This window comes from Actinomycetota bacterium, assembly GCA_035697485.1.
GTDB lineage: Bacteria > Actinomycetota > UBA4738 > UBA4738 > HRBIN12 > JAOUEA01.
On the sequence record DASSCU010000048.1, the window covers coordinates 1 to 16,730 of the forward strand.

Here is a 16,730-nt window from a genome sequence, read left to right on the forward strand (position 1 = left end):
GATCGACAGTCGGAAGAGCACCTGCGCGAGATCGTCGTGGAGGTAACCGGCGATCTGCAACCGTTCGTCGGCCCGCTCCTCGGCCATCGCGTTCGAGAGCGTCTTGAGCACCTGTTCACGCTCCTGCAGCTCCTTGTGCGCCTCCTCGAGCGCCTGCGACCTGAAGAACATCTGTCGAGCCAGCAGAGAAGGTCCGAGGAAGGCTGGGATCGACCAGAAGCCAATCTCCTCCGCGAAGATGGCAACAATCAGGCCAAGTACGCCGAGCCCCAGATAGCTCACCAGGAACTCACTCAATCGCCCGATGCGAAGTTCCCGTATGACGGCAACCGGGGGAAGGCCGACTCGAAGGCTTGTGAACACAGTCACCATCGCCGTGTTAACGCCGTAGTCAGCGATAGCCGCCACCATCGCTGGAAGCACCAGCGTCCACTGGGGAACCGTGGCGATGCCATCGGGCGCCAACCAGTGGAAAACTCCACTCGCTGCCAAGACCGACAAGCTCACCTGGCATCGATTGAACAACGCCCTCAGAAGGGTGACCTCATGTCGAAGCTCGCGTGGATCGAAGGACCCCAGCAGAGCCGTCACCGCAGCGGCGGGCGGCGAGAAGAGAATCGCCACAGTCATGAGCAACGGGAACCCAAGACTGAGATGGACACCTCGCCAGGCTGGTACCGGGAGGAGTTCGACGACCGCAATCAGGGCGGCCCAGAGGAGTAGCTCGGCGTAGAAGGCAAGATCTCTGTCGATGACGGATTCGTCGGACGTCAGAAGGATCGCGAGGAGAACCAGCGTCGGGATGATTACCGCTAGCTCGAAAGCAAGCAGCAAGCGTTCTCGCGCCTCCGCGGTCGAGCCCTGACTTGTCACGAGCTCATCTTCGGCTCTACAGACAGCGTTTGAAAGTAGGACACCTGGAGGGGTCAGGCCCTACACCGAACGCAGTAGCTGTAACTCCCCGTTGTCCCCCATGTGGGTGTCCCCCGATAGTTTGCGTTGTCCCCCGAATGGGGTCAGTATCTGCAACGAGAGAACGACGTGACCGTCGGAGAAGGAGTGGGGCCATGAAGATTGCTCGCCGAATCGCCATCGCTCTTGGTTCCCTGCTGGCGATCGCCCTCGCGGGCGGCGCACACTGGAAGGCCTGAGCAGGACCGAGACGCTTCACCAGCAGACCCCGGGATTTCATTCCGGGGTCTTGTTGTATCCGGCCTTGGGAATCAGGGCGCGTATGGTCGTGCCCCCACCGAGACAGGTGTGCACATCAACGATTCCGTTTGTGGCCTTCACGCGCTCGGCGACGAGACTCAAGCCGAAGTGGGTTGAAGAGTCCACCTGACTCGGATCGAAACCAACTCCGTCATCGGAAACGGTCAGCTGCAGCCAGTCACTTTCCTCATCCAGAGTGACTGAGACCTTGGACGCCTGCGAATGTCTCGCAGCGTTGCTCATCGCCTCCCGGGCCAGCTGATAGCAGAGCAACTCAGCGGCCTCCGTTCCGGACACCTCGCCTATCTCTAGAGCGAATCTCGGGGAGCCAGCCGACTCAAGGCGTTGAGCGACAAGCCTGAGACTGCTGGCGAGACCTCCGGGACCTAGCTTCGCGCCACGAAGTCCTCTGACCACATCCCGGATGGCGGACTGAGCCATCTCCGTAGCGGTCAGAAGCTCCGGAAGATCTTCATCGAGACTTAGGAGTCGGCCAGAATCGAGGTCTTGACGAAGGACCTGCCCCATCAGATGGACCTTGAATAGGGGAGGGAGCACTTCATCGTGCAGCTCCCCGGCAAGCACCTGCCGCTCGTCACGCCGTTCGTTGGCAAGGGAGTCGGTGGCTTGCATGAGCGCCTTACTCTTCCGGTCTGAATCGCGTCGGAGCAGAAGCACCTGTCGACTCTGCTCGAACACACCCTTCGCAAGCGCCAACGGAACGACGAACGCCACAAACCCTCTCAGACCCATGCCGGCAGTAGCTTCAGCCAGAAGAACACTCATCAGCCCGTAGGACAGGTACATCAGAGCGAACAGGCGAGTCGATCCGAGCTGGAGCTGAGAGAGCGCAGTGGAGACTGAGACTCCAGTACGAACGGAGGTCATCAAGGCCACGAGAACGTAGTTGATCGAAATGTCTGTAGCTAAGGCCAACAGGCCAGCCAGCAGCGAGCCTGGCCAGATTCCGAGCTGTCCCCCAACAGCCATAAAGGCTAGGGATCCACCGATGACGCTCAGGGCCGTTTGACCGCGATTGCAGATCGCTCTCGATATGCTTATCTCGTGGCGCCACTCTCTAGGGTCGACATACGACACCAGCGCGATGGCACCCCCAACCCCTGGACCAACCACCAGCCCCGCTGCCAACAGGACGGGCATATCTAGCGACAACGCAGTTGTGGAACCTGATCTGACTGAGAGCAGCCCAGCGAGGGCAGCAGCCGCCCCGAAGACAAGAAGCTCGGCCCACGAGACGGATCGATGTTCCGTCGCGAGTCCAATCAAGACGGCTCCCACCGCGGATGAGAAGACCGTCCCGGCCAGTATGCGAAATCGCGTGGACTCTCGGTTGCCCCTAATGTCGACCTGAGCTCTGCGGATCGCTGCACCGTCGGACACCAGAACTCCCCCTTCCCTTGACCCCGCACCCGCGCCTCCGGACGGTGGGAGCTTTCTAACCGCCACCAGTGACACTGGGCAAGGAGAGTGACAAGAGTTCTCCACCGAAGTTGCGGGCTCGCCGCTACCATCGCTCCATGAAGCCCCGTGTGCTCGTCGTAGAGGACGAGACGAGCATCTCCGAGCCCCTCTCGGAGCATCTCTCGCGCGAAGGGTTCGACCCCGAGGTCGCCGGCACGATCGCCGAAGCGACCGCTGCCTACGAGGTCGGGGAACCCGACTTCCTGCTGCTCGACGTGATGCTTCCCGACGGGGACGGTCGAGATCTGTGCCGCGAGATCCGTCGCCGATCCGACGTGCCGATCATCATGCTCACGGCCCGCGGCGAGGAGGTCGACCGCATCGTGGGACTCGAGCTCGGCGCCGACGACTACGTCGTCAAACCGTTCAGCGCCGGGGAGCTCGTGGCACGCATGCGGGCGATCATGCGTCGCAGCCGCGCCGGGTCGGACACCGCTTCCAAGTCGCCGATCGCGATCGGAGAGATCACGCTCGACCCGTCGTCCCGAACCGTGACGAAGGGCGCCGAGGCCGTGCAGCTCGCAGCCAAGGAGTTCGATCTGCTGCGGCTGCTGATGTCGCGGGCAGGCGAGGTCGTGCCGCGGGAGCAGATCATGGACGAGGTCTGGGACCCCCATTGGTTCGGACCCACGAAGACGCTCGACGTGCACATCTCATGGCTGCGGAAGAAGCTCGAGGATGATCCGAGCCACCCGCGGTACATCACCACGAGCCGCGGGGTCGGCTTCCGCTTCGCCGCCCCTGCCGACATCACGGATTGAGGAGGCTCTTACGAAGGTCCGTACGCGCCTCGTCATGGCCTTCGCCTACGTGTTGGTCACCGTGATCGTTGCACTCACCGTGCCCCTCGCCGTCAACCTTCGCGAACGTGCCGAGTCGGACCTGCTGGGGCAAGCCAAGGTCACCGCCCAGGCTCTCGCGGCGTCATTCGACTCGTCGTCGCTGGCGCCCGGCTCACGCGACCAGCTGACCCGCCAAGCGGAACGCTACTCGGAGCAGATCGACGGGCGGGTGCTCGTGATGGACGACGATGGCGTGGTCCTCGCCGACGCGAATCCCTTCCCCGTCCCTGCGGATTCGGCGGTCGGTGAGGACTACGCCACGGTGCAGCGTCCGGAAGTCGTGAGCGCGCTCGTCGACGGCGAACCGTCGGCCCTCGTGCGGACCAGCGACGAACTGGCGATCGACCTATTGCTGGCCTCAGCCCCCATCGTCGACGATCCCGATGGGAGGCCGGCGATCATCGGGGCGGTCCGCATCACGCTCGACGTGCAGCGCGTGAGCGACTCGGTCCGGCGCGTGACGGTCGGCGTGATCGTGATCGGGCTCGCCGGGCTGCTCGCGGGCATGCTGGTCGCCTTCGTGCTGGCCGGATCGCTCGCCCGGCCGCTGACGAAGCTCGCGGCCGCGGCGCGGAGCCTCGGCCGCGGCGACCTGTCGACCCGTGCCGGCGCGATCGGTGGACCCGACGAGGTACAGGAGCTCGCGGGCTCGTTCGACGAGATGGCCGACCGGGTCGAGCGCACGTTCCAGGCGCAGCGGTCGTTCGTCGCGAACGCGTCGCACCAGCTCCGCACCCCGCTCACCGGCATGAAGCTGCGGGTCGAGCGTGCGGCCGACGAGACCGGGGACCCGGAGCTGCGCACTCAGCTCGAGGCGGCCGACCGAGAGGTCGACCGCATGGCGGCCACCATCGATCGCATGCTCGAGATGGCCCACGAGGTCGAGGAGGGCGCGCCGACGGAGGCCGATGCCGGGGACGCCGCGCGCGCCGGCGCGGAGCGGTGGGTCGATCGCGCGGTCGAACGTGGGGCCGAGGTCACGGCCGTCGTCCCCGGTCCGGCCCCCGTGCACGCGAACCCGACCGACCTCGATCAGATCATCGATAACCTGCTCGACAACGCCACGGCGTACGCGCCCGGTGCGATCGAGGTCTCGGTGACGCCCGGTGCCAAGCGAACGGTGCTCGCGGTACGCGATCATGGCCCCGGCATCGCTCCTGACGAGCGCGAGGTCCTGACCGAGCGCTTCTCACGAGGCCGCGCTGCTCCCCCCGGGGGCTCGGGGCTCGGGCTCGCGATCGCCCGGGAGCTCGCGGAACGCTGGGGCGGATCCCTCGAGGTCGTCGCCCCGCCCGATGGGGGCACGCTGATCGAAGTCCGGTTGCGGCCTGCGCCGGAGCCGGTCCCGAGCACCGACCAGCCCGGTATGCGGCCCGAGCCCGGCGAGGCCAACGTCACGTGAGCGATCCGACGACCCGGCCGACCCTGGTGGTGTGGACCGACCCCGGCTGCCCGTGGGCCTGGGAGACGTCGCGATGGTTGCGGAACCTCCGCGATCGGGGTCTGTTCGAGATCGAGTGGCGCATCTTCAGCCTCGAGGTCAACACCGCCGGTCTGCAGGTGCCCTTCAGCGAGGCCGCGGATCGCTACGGGGAGGCTCTCACCGCGATGGCGCTCGCGCGCCGCGAGGGCGGGGATCCCGGCCTGGAGACGTACTACGTCGCGCTCGGCGCGATCGTGCACGACGGCGCAGAACCGATCTCGGCCGAGGTCACCCGCCAGGCCGCCGACGCAGCGGGCATGTCCGGGCTCGTCGACCGCGCGGCATCGGACCCGACCCTCGTCGAGGAGATCACCCGCGAGTACCAGGAGGCACGCGACATCGACGTCTTCGGCGTGCCGAGCCTGCGACTCGGCGGGGCGCGGCCGATCTACGGACCGATCATGCCCGAGGCGCCCACGGGTGCCGCCGCACTGGAGTGGTGGGAACACATCTCGTGGCTGATCGGCCGTGACGACGTGTACGAACTGAAGCGGTGGCCGAGGGGGCGCCGGCCCGGCATCTCCTTTACCTCCTCTTAGCCCGTCCCCTTCTACGCTCGGACCATGAAGCGCATGCTAGTCGTCGGGGTCTACGCCCTGGGCGGACTCGCCCTCGCCGGGGCCGTCTCGCTCGGCGCGTTCGCCGTGACCGCGCGCCAGCTCAGCGAGACCCCCGAGTCGATCAGCGTCGGCCGGTCGGCGGCCGTGGACCCGGCCGCCGAGGGCGAGGGCTCGGGAACCGGCAACGGCAACGGACAGGACGTCCAGCAGGGCAGCTGGTCTCCTTCGTGGTCCCCGTCCCCCGCCGGCTCCCAGTCGAGCTCGGCCTCAGGCTCGCAGAGCGGTGGGTCCGGAGGCAACGACGACTCGTCGGGCTCGGGGTCCGGCTCCGACGACGACCCGTCCGGCTCGGGCGACGACCATGGGGGCGGCGGCGACTCGTCAGGCTCCGGTGGAGGCGACGACTCGTCGGGCTCCGGGAGCGACGGCGACGCCGACGACGACTGACTCCTTCCACCGTTCCCGCGAGCCGTGAGAGGATGGTGGTTCCGATGACGGACCACCTGCATCGCCACGATATCTGGGGCGACGACCCCGAGGAACGCGACGCCAGCGCGGTCGTCGAGGAGCTGCTCGCCGAGCCCGGGATCGAGCGGAGGTGGCACGACCACCCCACGATCGTGTGGACCAAGGCGGTCGGGCGGTTCATCGGCCGAAACGGCCAACGGATCGCCGTCACGGTGGCCGGCTTCGCCGTGCTGCTGGCGGGCGTGGCACTCCTCGTGCTCCCGGGCCCGGGCTGGCTGTTGATCTTCGTCGGCCTCGGCATCCTCTCGACCGAGTACATGTGGGCGCGACGCCTGCTCGATACCGCCAAGCAGAAGGCCGAACAGGCGAAGAACGCGGTGATCCAGCGGAAGAACGGGCGTGCCGAACGCCGCGAGGCACGAAGGAACGGCGCACTGCCGACCCCAACCGACGACGCGGGCTGATCCGCGATCCGGCATGGCCTCCGGCCGCATCCTGATCGGCACCTCGAGTTGGACCGACCCCACCCTCGTGAAGGAGGGCCGCTGGTACCCGCCGGAGGCCAAAAGCGCGAAGGCGCGCCTCGAGTTCTATGCGTCGCGCTTCCCGCTCGTGGAGGTCGACTCGACCTACTACTTCCCGCCGAGCGAGAAGAACTCCGTGCTCTGGATCGAGCGCACGCCGGCAGACTTCACGTTCAACATCAAGGCCTACTCCCTGCTCACGAACCACCCCACCCGCACGGAATCGCTCTACAAGGACCTCGCTGCCGAGCTTCCCGAGGAGACGCTCGTCAAGCGTCGCATCTACCGCGACAAGCTGCCCGACGAGGTCGTCGACGAGGTGTGGCAACGCTTCCGCGACGCCCTGATGCCGCTGCACTCGGCGGGCAAGCTCGGCGCCGTGCTCTTCCAGTTCCCCCAGTGGTTCGTGATCTCGAGGAAGAACAAGACCTACATCGAGGAGTGCGCGGGCCGGCTGTCCGACTTCCGCGTCGCGGTCGAGTTCCGCCACGAGAGCTGGATGCGCGAGGGCAACGTCGAGGAGACGATGGGTTTCCTGTCAGAGCGGCGCCTGCCCTACGTCTGCGTCGACATGCCGCAGGGGTTCGATTCGAGCCTCCCGCCGATCGCCGCGGCGACCGCCGACGACCTCGCGATGGTCCGCTTCCACGGCCGGGACCCGAACGCCTGGGAGTCGAAGGCCGAGACCGCGAGCGAGCGCTTCCGATACGACTACTCCGCGAACGAGCTCGCCGAGTGGGTGCCGAAGGTGCTTGAGCTCTCGGGTAGGGTGCGCGAGACCCACGTGCTGATGAACAACTGCTACCGGGACTTCGCGGTCAAGAACGCCCGCGAGCTCGGCGACATGCTCGACCTCGACCTACCCGACTGAGCGACGTCACAGGGGGAGTCACGGCGGGGCCTCACAGTGGAAGGGAAGCCTGGCCCGGGTGCGCGGGCTCGCCCGCGCGGAAAGGAGGGACACCCGGGCCAGGCGGCTTGTCCGACGGGACCTCGAGGATGGGGGCGGGGTAGCCGGTCGCGCGCAGCAGCTCGGGATCCCACCACGGGGCGAAGATCCACGGCGCCGGTACCTGGGCCAGCTCGCGCACGTACCGCCGCACGTACGCGCCGTCGGGGTCGAACCGCTCGGCCTGCCGCACCGGGTTGAACGAGCGAGACCGACGCGGGTCGGTGCCCGTGCCCGCCACCCATTGCCAACCCCCGGAGTTGTTCGCCGGATCGCCGTCGACGAGCCAGCGCATGAAGTGCTCGGCGCCGCGCTGCCACGGGATGCCGAGCCGCCGGGTCAGGAACGACGCCACCACCATGCGCGCGCGGTTGTGCATCCACCCTTCTCGGCGGAGCTGCCGCATGCCCGCGTCGACGAGCGGGATGCCCGTGCGGCCCAGCTTCCAGCACTCCACGAGGTACTCGCCGTGGTCCGGCACCGACGGCACGTCGTCGGGAGGCTCACGGAAGTCCGTCCACGCGATCGCGGGGTCGCGTGCCAGCAGTTGGCCGTAGAAGTCACGCCAGGCCACCTGACGCACGAGTTCCTCGGCGCCGGGAACCTCGATCGCAGACGCGACCACCTCGTTCGCACTCACGTTGCCGAACCGCAGGTACGGCGACAGGCGCGAGGTCGCGTCGGCGGCGAGGTCGTTGCGCACCGCCGCGTAGCGCGATGCGCTGCCTGCAAGGTAGGTCCCGAGGTGCTTGCGCGCCGCGGTCTCGCCCCCCGGAGGCAGATCGATCGAGTCGGCGTGCACGGCGCCGGCGTCGGGCCGTCGACCGGGATCGATGTCCGATGGCGTCTCGATCATCCGAGGCGGAGCCAGGACGGCTCGACGCGGCGCCTGGGCCCATGCGCGGTGGTAAGGCGTGAACACCGAGTACATGTCCTTGCCGGATGGGACCACCTCGCCCGGCTCGACCACCGCGTTGCCGGGATGGACCACGAGATCGACGCCGTGGGCCGCGAGGGCCTCCCGGAGGGCGCCCTCCCTGCGCTGTGCGGTGCGGCTGACGTCGGACGACAGGTGCACCGCCTGCGCCCCGCAGCCGCTCACGACGTCGAGCACCCGCGCGACGGGATCCCCGTCGCGCACGATCAGCCCCGACCCACGGCGGGCGAGCGACCGATCGAGATCGACGAGGCTCTCCATCAGGAAACGCTGCCGGTTCGCGCTGCGCCCCAGCAGCCCCGGGTCCAACACGAAGAGCGGCACCACCGGCTCGCCGCAGCGGACCGCCGCGTCGAGCGCCGGGTGGTCGTGCACGCGGAGATCGCGGGTGAACAGCACGACGGAGCTCATCTGGTCACGGTAGGCGCGTAGGGCCCGACGCGCCCGAGGCGAACCGATGCATCGGTGCACCCGGCGTCAGCGTCGCAGAGGGGTACGCTCGTGAACGATGGGTGGCGGGAACCGTTGGAAGATCGCGACCGTGCGGGGCATTCCGCTCTACGTCAGCACGTCGTGGTTCGTGATCGCCGCGCTCTACATCTGGCTGCGCTACGAGGATCTCACGCGCGTCTTCGTCGAGCCGGCGGAAGCCGCCACGATCGCGGTGCTCGCGGCGGTGCTCTTCTTCGGCAGCGTGCTCCTGCACGAGGCGGCCCACGCGATCATGGCGCGCTCGCTCGATCTTCCGGTCTCCGGGATCACCTTGGTGTTCTGGGGCGGAGCCACCGAGACGAAGGCGAGCGGGAAGGGTCCGCTCGGCGAGTTCCTCGTGGCGTTCGTCGGCCCCGCCACCACGCTCGTGCTCGCGGGGGTCTTCTGGTTCGGTGAGACCGTCTCGAACGGGCTGGTCGCGGCCACGATGGGCTCGCTCGCCGGGCTCAGCCTGATCTTCGCCGGGTTCAACGCCCTCCCCGGGTTCCCGCTCGACGGCGGGCGCATGCTGCTCGCGACCGTCTGGGGCATCACCGGGAACCGCCGAACGGCGATGCGTGCCGCGGGGTACGGCGGCATCGCGGTCGGCGCCGTGATCGGCGGCATCGCCGTCTGGATGGTGGCGACCGGCGACATCGGCATGGCGGTCTTCCTCGGCTACGTCGCGATGATCCTGATCTCTGCCGGCCGCGCGATGGACCAGCGCATCGCGATCCGGGATCAGCTTGTGCAGGGAACGGTCGCCGACGCGATGCGGCCCCCGCCGCCTACCGTCCCGATCGACCTCTCGCTCGTACAAGCGCTCGACGAATACCTGCGAGCGGCCGACGGCCAGGCGTTCCCCGTCATCGAGGCGGGGAAGGTCGTCGGCACCGTCTCGATCGAGAGCGCGCGCAGGATCGGGGGACGCGATCCGATGCGGCCGGTACGCGACGGCGTGCGGCCCTTGGCCCAGACCCCGGTGGTCGCCCCCGGCGAGACGCTCGACGAGGCGGTGGAATGGATCGGCGGACGCGAGGGTCTCGTGCTGCGTGACGGGGTGCTCGTCGGCGCGCTCGGCCCCGCGGACATCGAGCGCTGGTACCGCCGGGTGATCGAGGGCAAGGCTGACGATCCCCGGGACGTGACCGTGCCGGCCCGCCCCGACCTCTGAGCCGAGCGCAGCTGTCGGCAGGCGGCGGTAGCATCCGCGATGTGACGCCCCCCTTCTCCCCCGACGAGCGCCAGGCGCTCGTGCTCGGCCACGCCTCGGGCACGTTGCTCGTGACCGGTCCGGCCGGTACGGGCAAGACCGCCGTGCTCCGCGAACGCTTCGCTCGGCTCGTCGAGCAGGGCGCCGATCCCGATCGGGTGGCGCTCGTCGTGGGGTCGTCCTCGGCGCGCGAAGCGACGAGATCCGCACTGCTGCTGCGTCTGCCGACCTCGCTCTCGGGGCTGCACGTGGTCACGATGCACGGCCTCGCGAACCGCATCCTCAAGGCACATGCCGAACAGACGGGCGAGGGCGAACCGCCCCAGCTCCTGTCCGCGACCGAGCAGTTCGCGAAGGTGCGCGAGCTCCTGGCGACCGAGGATCCCGAGCGGTGGTCCGCCTACGGGCCGCTCCTCGACATGCGCGGGTTCGCCGACGAGGTCCGGCAGTTCCTCTCGCGGGCGCAGGAGGCGTTGCTCTCGCCCGAGCGGATCGTCGAGGCCGCCGACCGGCGGAGACTGACGGGCTGGCGCGAGCTGGCTCGCTTCCTCGGGGAGTACCAGGAGGTGCTCGACGCGCTCAACCTCGCCGACTTCGCGACGGTGCTGCAGCGCGCCGCGGGGGCGGCCCCGGAGGGCGAGCCGCCCTTCGACCACGTGCTCGTCGACGACTACCACGACACGACGATCGCGGCCGAGGCGATCCTGCGCGGGCTCCGCGCGCCCGATCTCGTCGTCGCGGCGAACCCCGACGCTCACGTCTTCTCGTTCCAGGGCACAAGCCGCGCGCCGCTCGACCGCTTCCTCGAAGTGTTCGGGTCGGCCGCGAAGATCGAGCTGGCAACGAACCATCGCGCGCCCGAGCTCCCAGCCCTCGAGGCATGGGTGGCGCCTCATGCGAGCGAGGAGCACGCAGCCATCGCTCGGGAACTCCGCCGCCTGCACGTCGAGCACGGCGTCGGGTGGCACGACATGGCGGTCGTCGTGCGCCGGCAGGGCGCCCACCTCGGCGGACTGCTCCGGGCGCTCGACGACGCGCGCATCCCCAGGGCGATGCCCGAGCGGGGTCTCTCGCTCACCGCCGAGCCCGCGACCCGCCCGTACGTGCTCGCGTTGCGGTGGCTCGTGGCCGACGAGGCCGCGCGCGAGACGTTGATCGAACAGCTCCTCGTCTCCGACGTCGTCGGGCTCTCCCCCGCCGCGGCCCGTGGCCTGCTGCGCGCGGCTCGCGCCACGACCGGCTCGATCGCGAACGCGATCGACGTGACCGAGGGCCTCACCTCCGCCGAAGCCGACGCCGTCGTAGCGGCGCGCGAGACGCTCGCCCGGGCCGCCTTGTTCGCCGGCATGAGCGTGCAGGACGCGTTCCGCCACCTGTGGGAACACTTGCCGTGCTCGCGACGGCTCGTCGATCACGCGGGCGAGAGCGCCGAGGCCCGGCGCGAGCTCGACACCGTGGTGACGTTCGCGAACGTGGTCGCCGAGACCGACGAAGCGAGCGCCGACGCGGGGGTCGCGGCGTTCATCGAATCGCTCGACGCGGGCGAGCACGGCCCGGGCTACTCCGCCTGGGAACGCGGCCGGTCCGACGCCGTGCAGGTGCTGACCGCGCACGGCACGGTCGGTCGCGAGTTCGACACCGTGCTCGTCTCTGGCGTGACCGAGGGCAACTTCCCGAGCCTGTCCCGGCCAGAACCGATGTTCGACCTGGCGGTGCTGGAGCGTGCGGTGACGAACGCCGAGCGCAACCGCGAGCGCCTCGACGACGAACGGCGGCTCTTCGACATGGTGCTCGCGCGCGCGAAGCGACGCGTGGTGCTCACGTGCGCCGACGCCCATCCTCACGCCGACGAGCGCTCGGCTCGCTCGCGCTTCGTCGACGCCGCCGCCTGGACGCGCGCACCCGCCGGGCCGTTCGACGACCCCGTCTCGACCCGGGAAGCGGCCGCCGCTTGGCGCTCGCAGCTCGCCGACCCCGGCCGGCCAGCGTGGCGGCGCGTCGCGGCGCTCGACGGTTTGGTGGCGCTCGAGGTCGATGCCGGTCGCTGGTGGTTCCATCGCGAGTGGACCGACACGGGCCGCCCGCTGCACGAGACGATCCGGGTCTCGTACTCGCGCCTGTCGAACCTCGAGGCATGCGAGCTGATGCACGTGCTCGGGGACGAGCTGGGGCTGGGGAGGCCGGGCGGCTACCACGCATGGGTGGGCAAGACCGTGCACACGATCCTCGAACAGGTGGAGAAGGGCGAGCTCGAGAAGGATCCCCGGGCGATGGTGGAGGCCCTCGAACGGCGGTGGCGCCCCCAGGAATTCCCCTCGATGGCGGTGTCGAAGGCGTTCTTCGACCTCGCCCACGACCACATGCTGCGGAACTGGTTCGAGAACTACGCCGAGCGTCCCGCTGCCGGCATCGAGCGCTTCTTCGAGTTCGAGTTCGAGGGCGCGACCGTGATCGGCTACATCGACCGCATCGGCCCCGCGGTGCGGGACGGCTACGTGATCACGGACTTCAAGACCGGGAAGAGCGACAGCGCCGGCCCGCCGCGCGACAGCCTGCAGCTCGGGATCTACTACCTCGCCGTGCAGGAATCGCCCGACCTCGCGGAGTACCAGCCGGTGAAGACCGTCGAGCTCGCGTTCCTGCGGGGCAACTGGAAGAGCAAGGACATCGACTACCGCAAGTGGATGGTCACCGAGCGCGATGAGGAGGCTTACCAGGCGGAGATGCGTGAGCGCCTCGCCTCGCTGATCGCGCGCAAGCGGGACCTGAACGAGCGCGAGGTGTTCCGGCCGAACCCTTACGCGAACTGCCGGTTCTGCGACTTCCAGACGCTTTGCCCGCTGTACGCGGAAGGTCAGCCGGTGTTCCCCGTCGAGTCCGTCCGCGCCGGAGCACCCGAGGAGGTGCCGGCGTGAGCGCGACGTTCCCGCCCGAGGTCGTGACCGCCATGGGTGGCGCGCCTCCCACCGACGAGCAATGGCGCGCGATCACGATGCCGCTCGAGCCGAGCGTGCTGATCGCAGGCGCCGGCTCGGGCAAGACGAGCGTGATCGCCGCCCGAGTGGTCTACCTGGCGCTCGCGGCGCTCGGGCGGGTCGACGGCGACGTCGAGGGGGTGCTGCCCGGGAACGTGCTCGCGCTCACGTTCACCGTGAAGGCCACCGACAACCTCCGCTCGCGCATCCGCCGCGCGCTCGCCGGCGTGGAGCTCGCCCAGGGCGAGGAGCCCGAGATCCTGAACTACCACGGGCTCGCCGCCCAGGTGATCGACCGGTACGGCATCTTCGCCGGCATCGAGACCGGGCGACGGGTGCTGAGTCAGGCCCAGCGGGTCACACTCGCCGGGCGGGTGCTGGACGAGATGACGTTCGAGCACGTGAAGACCGAGTGGCAGCCGAGCGTGGTCGAGAAGATCCTGAACCTGGACGGGCAGATCGCGAACCACCTCGTCGACCCTGACGACGTCGTGAGTTTCGTCGAGGGGCGGCTGCCGGTGCTCAAGCAGATCGCGCGCACCGACCGCGTCTACGACACGGCGCTCGAGCGTATCGAGCTCGCGAAGGCGGTGGGAGTCTTCCGCCGGCTGAAGCGCGACCTCGCCGTGATCGACTTCGGCGACCAGATCGAGCTAGCGGTCAAGGTCGCGACCGCTCACCCCGAGGTCGGCCGCGAGTACCGCGACCGGTTCGCCGCCGTGCTGCTCGACGAGTACCAGGACACGAACGTCGCACAGGCGAAGCTCATGCGCGCGATGTTCGGGGGCGGCCACCCGGTCACGGCCGTCGGCGACCCCGACCAGAACATCTACGCGTGGCGGGGCGCGTCGTTGTCGAACCTATTCGACTTCGCGACCGACTTCCCGAAGGAAGACGGCACGCCCGCCGAGCGGCTGCCACTGTTCACGAACTTCCGATCGGGCGCACGCATCCTGCACGCGGCCGACACGATCATCTCACCGCTCCCACCGGCCCAGCGTCCCGACCCCGACAAGCGACTCGTGCCCTTCGGACCCAACGGCGAGGGCGACGTCACGGTCACGTCACATCGCGACGAGTTGACCGAGGCGCGCGCGATCGCCGAGCGGGTCGTGGAGCTCAACGCCTCCGGCTCGCCGTGGCACGAGACTGCGGTGCTGTGCCGCACATCGCGGCTGTTCTTCCTGCTCCAGCAGACGTTCGCCGAGCGCGAGATCCCGGCCGAGATCGTCGGGCTCGCCGGGCTGCTGCGTACGCCCGAGGTCGTCGAGGTGATGGCGTACGCTCGCGCGGCGAACGACGCGATGGCGAGCGTCGCGCTCGCCCGCATCCTGATGGGCCCCCGCTACCGCGTCGGCTTCAAGGACCTCGCGCTCGTCGCCTCGTGGGCGAAAGGCAAGAACTACGCCTGGCGCGACGAGGGTGGCGACGACGAGGAGACGCCGTTCCTGTTCGCGGAGGCGCTCGAGCACCTCGACGAGGTCGAAGGCCTGTCCGACGAGGGCCGGATGCGGCTCGAGGAGTTCCGCGCCGAGCTCTCGGCGCTGCGGGTGGAAGCCCGCCGCCCGGTGCCCGAGTTCCTGGGCGAGGTGATGCGGCGCATCGGCATCGTCGACGAGCTCGAGGCCGACGTCGACCGCGCCGCCGCCGCCCAGCGCTCGCGCAACCTCGCCGCGTTCCTCGACCAGGTGCACGCGTTCGAGCCGGTCGAGGGTGAGCTCACACTTCGCGCGTTCCTCGACTACGTCGACTCGGTCGAGGCGCTCGAGAAGGAAGAATGGGAGCCCGTGCAGCCGAGCGAGTCCGACTCGGTCAAGGTGATGACGATCCATCAGGCCAAGGGGCTCGAGTTCGACCACGTCTTCGTGCCGGGCGTGGCGGCGGGGCTGATGCCGTCGAGGCGCATCCAACAGAACCCGGCCGAGCGCGGCTACTCGCTCGACTTCGAGCTGCGCGGCGACGCGGCGATCCTGCCCACGTTCGACGGCGTGCTCTCGCACTTCAAGCGCGACCTGCAGGCCCAGGAGGTCATCGAGGAGCGCCGCACGATGTACGTCGCCCTCACGCGCGCCCGCCGGTCGCTGCACGTGAGCGCCTCGAACTGGTACGGCGAGAACGTTCGCGCGAAGGGTCCGAGCGAGTTCTTCACCGAGCTCGCCGAGTGGGGCACGACCGAGGGGGAGGCCGAGGTGGCGATCGAGACGTCGAGCGGGCCGTCGGGCGACGCCGAGCCCGAGCGGAACCCGATGCTCGGCTACCGCGAGTCGCTCGTGCGCGACTGGCCGGGCCCTGCGAGGCCCGACGACGCCGATGCGGCGTTCCCAGACGGATGGCGGCGTACCGCCGTGGCGGCGATCGGGGCCGGCGCCGTGCAGACCGCGCTCGTCGACGCGCTCGACGACGACGACCGCACGGCGTTCGAGCGCCTCACGGCAGACCGGCGCCAACTCGCCGCCCACCTGCGCGAGCGCGAGGCGGTCGAGGGCGGTCCCGGCCCCGAGCGCACACCCCAGGCGGTCGGCGCGAGCGACTTGATCACGTACGTGCAGTGCCCGAAGCGCTTCTATTGGTCGCGGGTGCGCCCGCTGCCGCGCTTCAGCGGCCCGGCCGCGCGCATCGGCACCGAGATCCACGCCTGGATCGAGCGCCGCGCCCGCGGCCAGGGACAGCTCCTCGAGCTCGAGGATCGTCCCGACCTCACCGACGAGGAGCTCGCCGGCGACCCGGGCCGCATCGAACGCCTGCGCGAGTCGTTCCTCGCCAGCAGGTTCGCGGGCGTCCCACCGCTCTACGCGGAGCGGGCCTTTCTGCTGCGCCTCGGCGAGTTCACGGTCGGCGGACGCATCGACGCGATCTTCGGCGAACCCGACGGCCCCTGGGAGATCGTCGACTGGAAGACCGGCCGACGGCCCGCCGCCGACGACCCCACGCTCGGCATGCAGCTCGACGTCTACGGACTCGCCGCGGTCGAGATCTGGGGGAAGGCCCCCGCCGATCTCACGCTCACCTACCTCTACCTCGCGAGCGGCGACGAGATCCAGAAGCCGATGGACGACCCCTCGGTCGTGCGAGAACGCGTGGAGGCCTCACTCACGGCGATCGGTGACGGCGCGTTCGACCCGACGCCGGGACGATGGTGCACCCATTGCGACTTCCGCTCGTTCTGCGACGCGGGCCAGGCGTGGCTCGCATCCGAGAGCGAGCCCAGCTCGGGCTACTGACCGGTGGCGAGCCGCTCGATCGAGTCCTCGAACCGCCGGTAGCCCGCGGCCGGGTCGAACCCACCCTCCGTGATCCCGGGAACGAGGCGGACCTCGAGGCCCGTCTCCGTAGGCACGCGTACGAACGACGCGGCCCGGAACCACTCGAGGGTGCCCGGCTGGATCTGCACCTCGCCGTACGTGCCGAACCGCCGGTACGACGCGTCGTCGGTCACGACCGGCGTCTTGCGATAGGCGCGTTCCAGCAGCGTCCGCAGCTCGTCGTCGCGGCACTCGACGACCGATTCGGCGCCAACCCACGAGGCCGAGCCGACGAGCTCGGGCGGCGGCGCTTCCGCGTCGGATTGGTCGACGCCCGGCGCTGACGCCGGGCGGTAGAACTCGACCTTCATG

13 protein-coding genes are annotated in these 16,730 nt (G+C 69.3%); 9 read left to right on the top strand and 4 right to left on the bottom strand.

Going from position 1 to position 16,730, the window contains the following annotated elements:
* Positions 1-834 (bottom strand): hypothetical protein (locus VFI59_12050; GenBank protein ID HET6714427.1); only part of this gene is annotated, 834 nt, incomplete at its 3' end.
* Between the two features lie 354 nt (positions 835-1,188).
* A complete protein-coding gene (locus VFI59_12055; GenBank protein ID HET6714428.1) occupies positions 1,189-2,613 on the bottom strand; it encodes an ATP-binding protein in 1,425 nt (474 codons plus the stop codon).
* A gap of 137 nt (positions 2,614-2,750) precedes the next feature.
* Between VFI59_12055 and VFI59_12060 the strand changes: the two genes are divergently transcribed.
* Genes VFI59_12060 through VFI59_12085 form a run of 6 tightly spaced genes read left to right on the top strand, consistent with a single transcriptional unit; the run spans position 2,751 to position 7,442 of the window.
* Positions 2,751-3,455, top strand: coding sequence for a response regulator transcription factor (locus VFI59_12060; protein ID HET6714429.1), 705 nt, complete (start codon positions 2,751-2,753; stop codon positions 3,453-3,455).
* Positions 3,456-3,489: 34 nt separating this feature from the next.
* A complete protein-coding gene (locus VFI59_12065; protein ID HET6714430.1) occupies positions 3,490-4,938 on the top strand; it encodes an ATP-binding protein in 1,449 nt (482 codons plus the stop codon).
* Positions 4,935-5,558: a DsbA family protein gene (locus VFI59_12070; protein HET6714431.1), complete on the top strand. Its 624-nt coding sequence runs from the start codon at positions 4,935-4,937 to the stop codon at positions 5,556-5,558. The genes VFI59_12065 and VFI59_12070 overlap by 4 nt, the downstream gene beginning before the upstream one ends.
* A 24-nt stretch (positions 5,559-5,582) precedes the next feature.
* Complete coding sequence (locus VFI59_12075; GenBank protein ID HET6714432.1) at positions 5,583-6,026, top strand: hypothetical protein; 444 nt, start codon at positions 5,583-5,585, stop codon at positions 6,024-6,026.
* Positions 6,027-6,070: 44 nt separating this feature from the next.
* Positions 6,071-6,511 carry a PGPGW domain-containing protein gene (locus tag VFI59_12080; protein ID HET6714433.1) on the top strand — a complete coding sequence of 147 codons (441 nt, stop codon included), beginning with the start codon at positions 6,071-6,073 and terminating at the stop codon, positions 6,509-6,511.
* Between the two features lie 13 nt (positions 6,512-6,524).
* Positions 6,525-7,442 (top strand): DUF72 domain-containing protein, encoded by a 918-nt coding sequence (locus tag VFI59_12085; protein ID HET6714434.1) that lies wholly within the window; start codon positions 6,525-6,527, stop codon positions 7,440-7,442.
* Between the two features lie 31 nt (positions 7,443-7,473).
* Here the strand turns inward: VFI59_12085 and VFI59_12090 are convergent, their stop codons facing one another.
* Positions 7,474-8,868, bottom strand: a complete 1,395-nt coding sequence (locus tag VFI59_12090; protein HET6714435.1) for a deoxyribodipyrimidine photo-lyase — start codon at positions 8,866-8,868, stop codon at positions 7,474-7,476.
* A 97-nt stretch (positions 8,869-8,965) separates the two neighbouring features.
* Here VFI59_12090 and VFI59_12095 point away from each other — a divergent pair, with 97 nt between their 5' ends.
* Genes VFI59_12095 through VFI59_12105 form a run of 3 tightly spaced genes read left to right on the top strand, consistent with a single transcriptional unit; the run spans position 8,966 to position 16,337 of the window.
* Complete coding sequence (locus VFI59_12095; GenBank protein HET6714436.1) at positions 8,966-10,102, top strand: site-2 protease family protein; 1,137 nt, start codon at positions 8,966-8,968, stop codon at positions 10,100-10,102.
* A gap of 41 nt (positions 10,103-10,143) precedes the next feature.
* Positions 10,144-13,056: an ATP-dependent DNA helicase gene (locus VFI59_12100; GenBank protein HET6714437.1), complete on the top strand. Its 2,913-nt coding sequence runs from the start codon at positions 10,144-10,146 to the stop codon at positions 13,054-13,056.
* Positions 13,053-16,337 (top strand): ATP-dependent DNA helicase, encoded by a 3,285-nt coding sequence (locus tag VFI59_12105; protein ID HET6714438.1) that lies wholly within the window; start codon positions 13,053-13,055, stop codon positions 16,335-16,337. The genes VFI59_12100 and VFI59_12105 overlap by 4 nt, the downstream gene beginning before the upstream one ends.
* Here the strand turns inward: VFI59_12105 and VFI59_12110 are convergent.
* Entirely contained in the window at positions 16,331-16,729 is a 399-nt protein-coding gene (locus VFI59_12110) for a hypothetical protein (GenBank protein ID HET6714439.1), read from the bottom strand. The genes VFI59_12105 and VFI59_12110 overlap by 7 nt on opposite strands.
* Position 16,730 lies beyond the last annotated feature (1 nt).

Excerpts from the sequence above, each read along its gene's own strand:
- VFI59_12090 (HET6714435.1), bottom strand. The coding sequence starts at position 8,868 with ATGAGCTCCGTCGTGCTGTTCACCCGCGATCTCCGCGTGCACGACCAC.
- VFI59_12095 (HET6714436.1), top strand. The coding sequence starts at position 8,966 with ATGGGTGGCGGGAACCGTTGGAAGATCGCGACCGTGCGGGGCATTCCG.
- VFI59_12080 (HET6714433.1), top strand. The coding sequence starts at position 6,071 with ATGACGGACCACCTGCATCGCCACGATATCTGGGGCGACGACCCCGAG.
- VFI59_12065 (HET6714430.1), top strand. The coding sequence starts at position 3,490 with ATGGCCTTCGCCTACGTGTTGGTCACCGTGATCGTTGCACTCACCGTG.
- VFI59_12110 (HET6714439.1), bottom strand. The coding sequence starts at position 16,729 with ATGAAGGTCGAGTTCTACCGCCCGGCGTCAGCGCCGGGCGTCGACCAA.
- VFI59_12085 (HET6714434.1), top strand. The coding sequence starts at position 6,525 with ATGGCCTCCGGCCGCATCCTGATCGGCACCTCGAGTTGGACCGACCCC.
- VFI59_12075 (HET6714432.1), top strand. The coding sequence starts at position 5,583 with ATGAAGCGCATGCTAGTCGTCGGGGTCTACGCCCTGGGCGGACTCGCC.
- VFI59_12060 (HET6714429.1), top strand. The coding sequence starts at position 2,751 with ATGAAGCCCCGTGTGCTCGTCGTAGAGGACGAGACGAGCATCTCCGAG.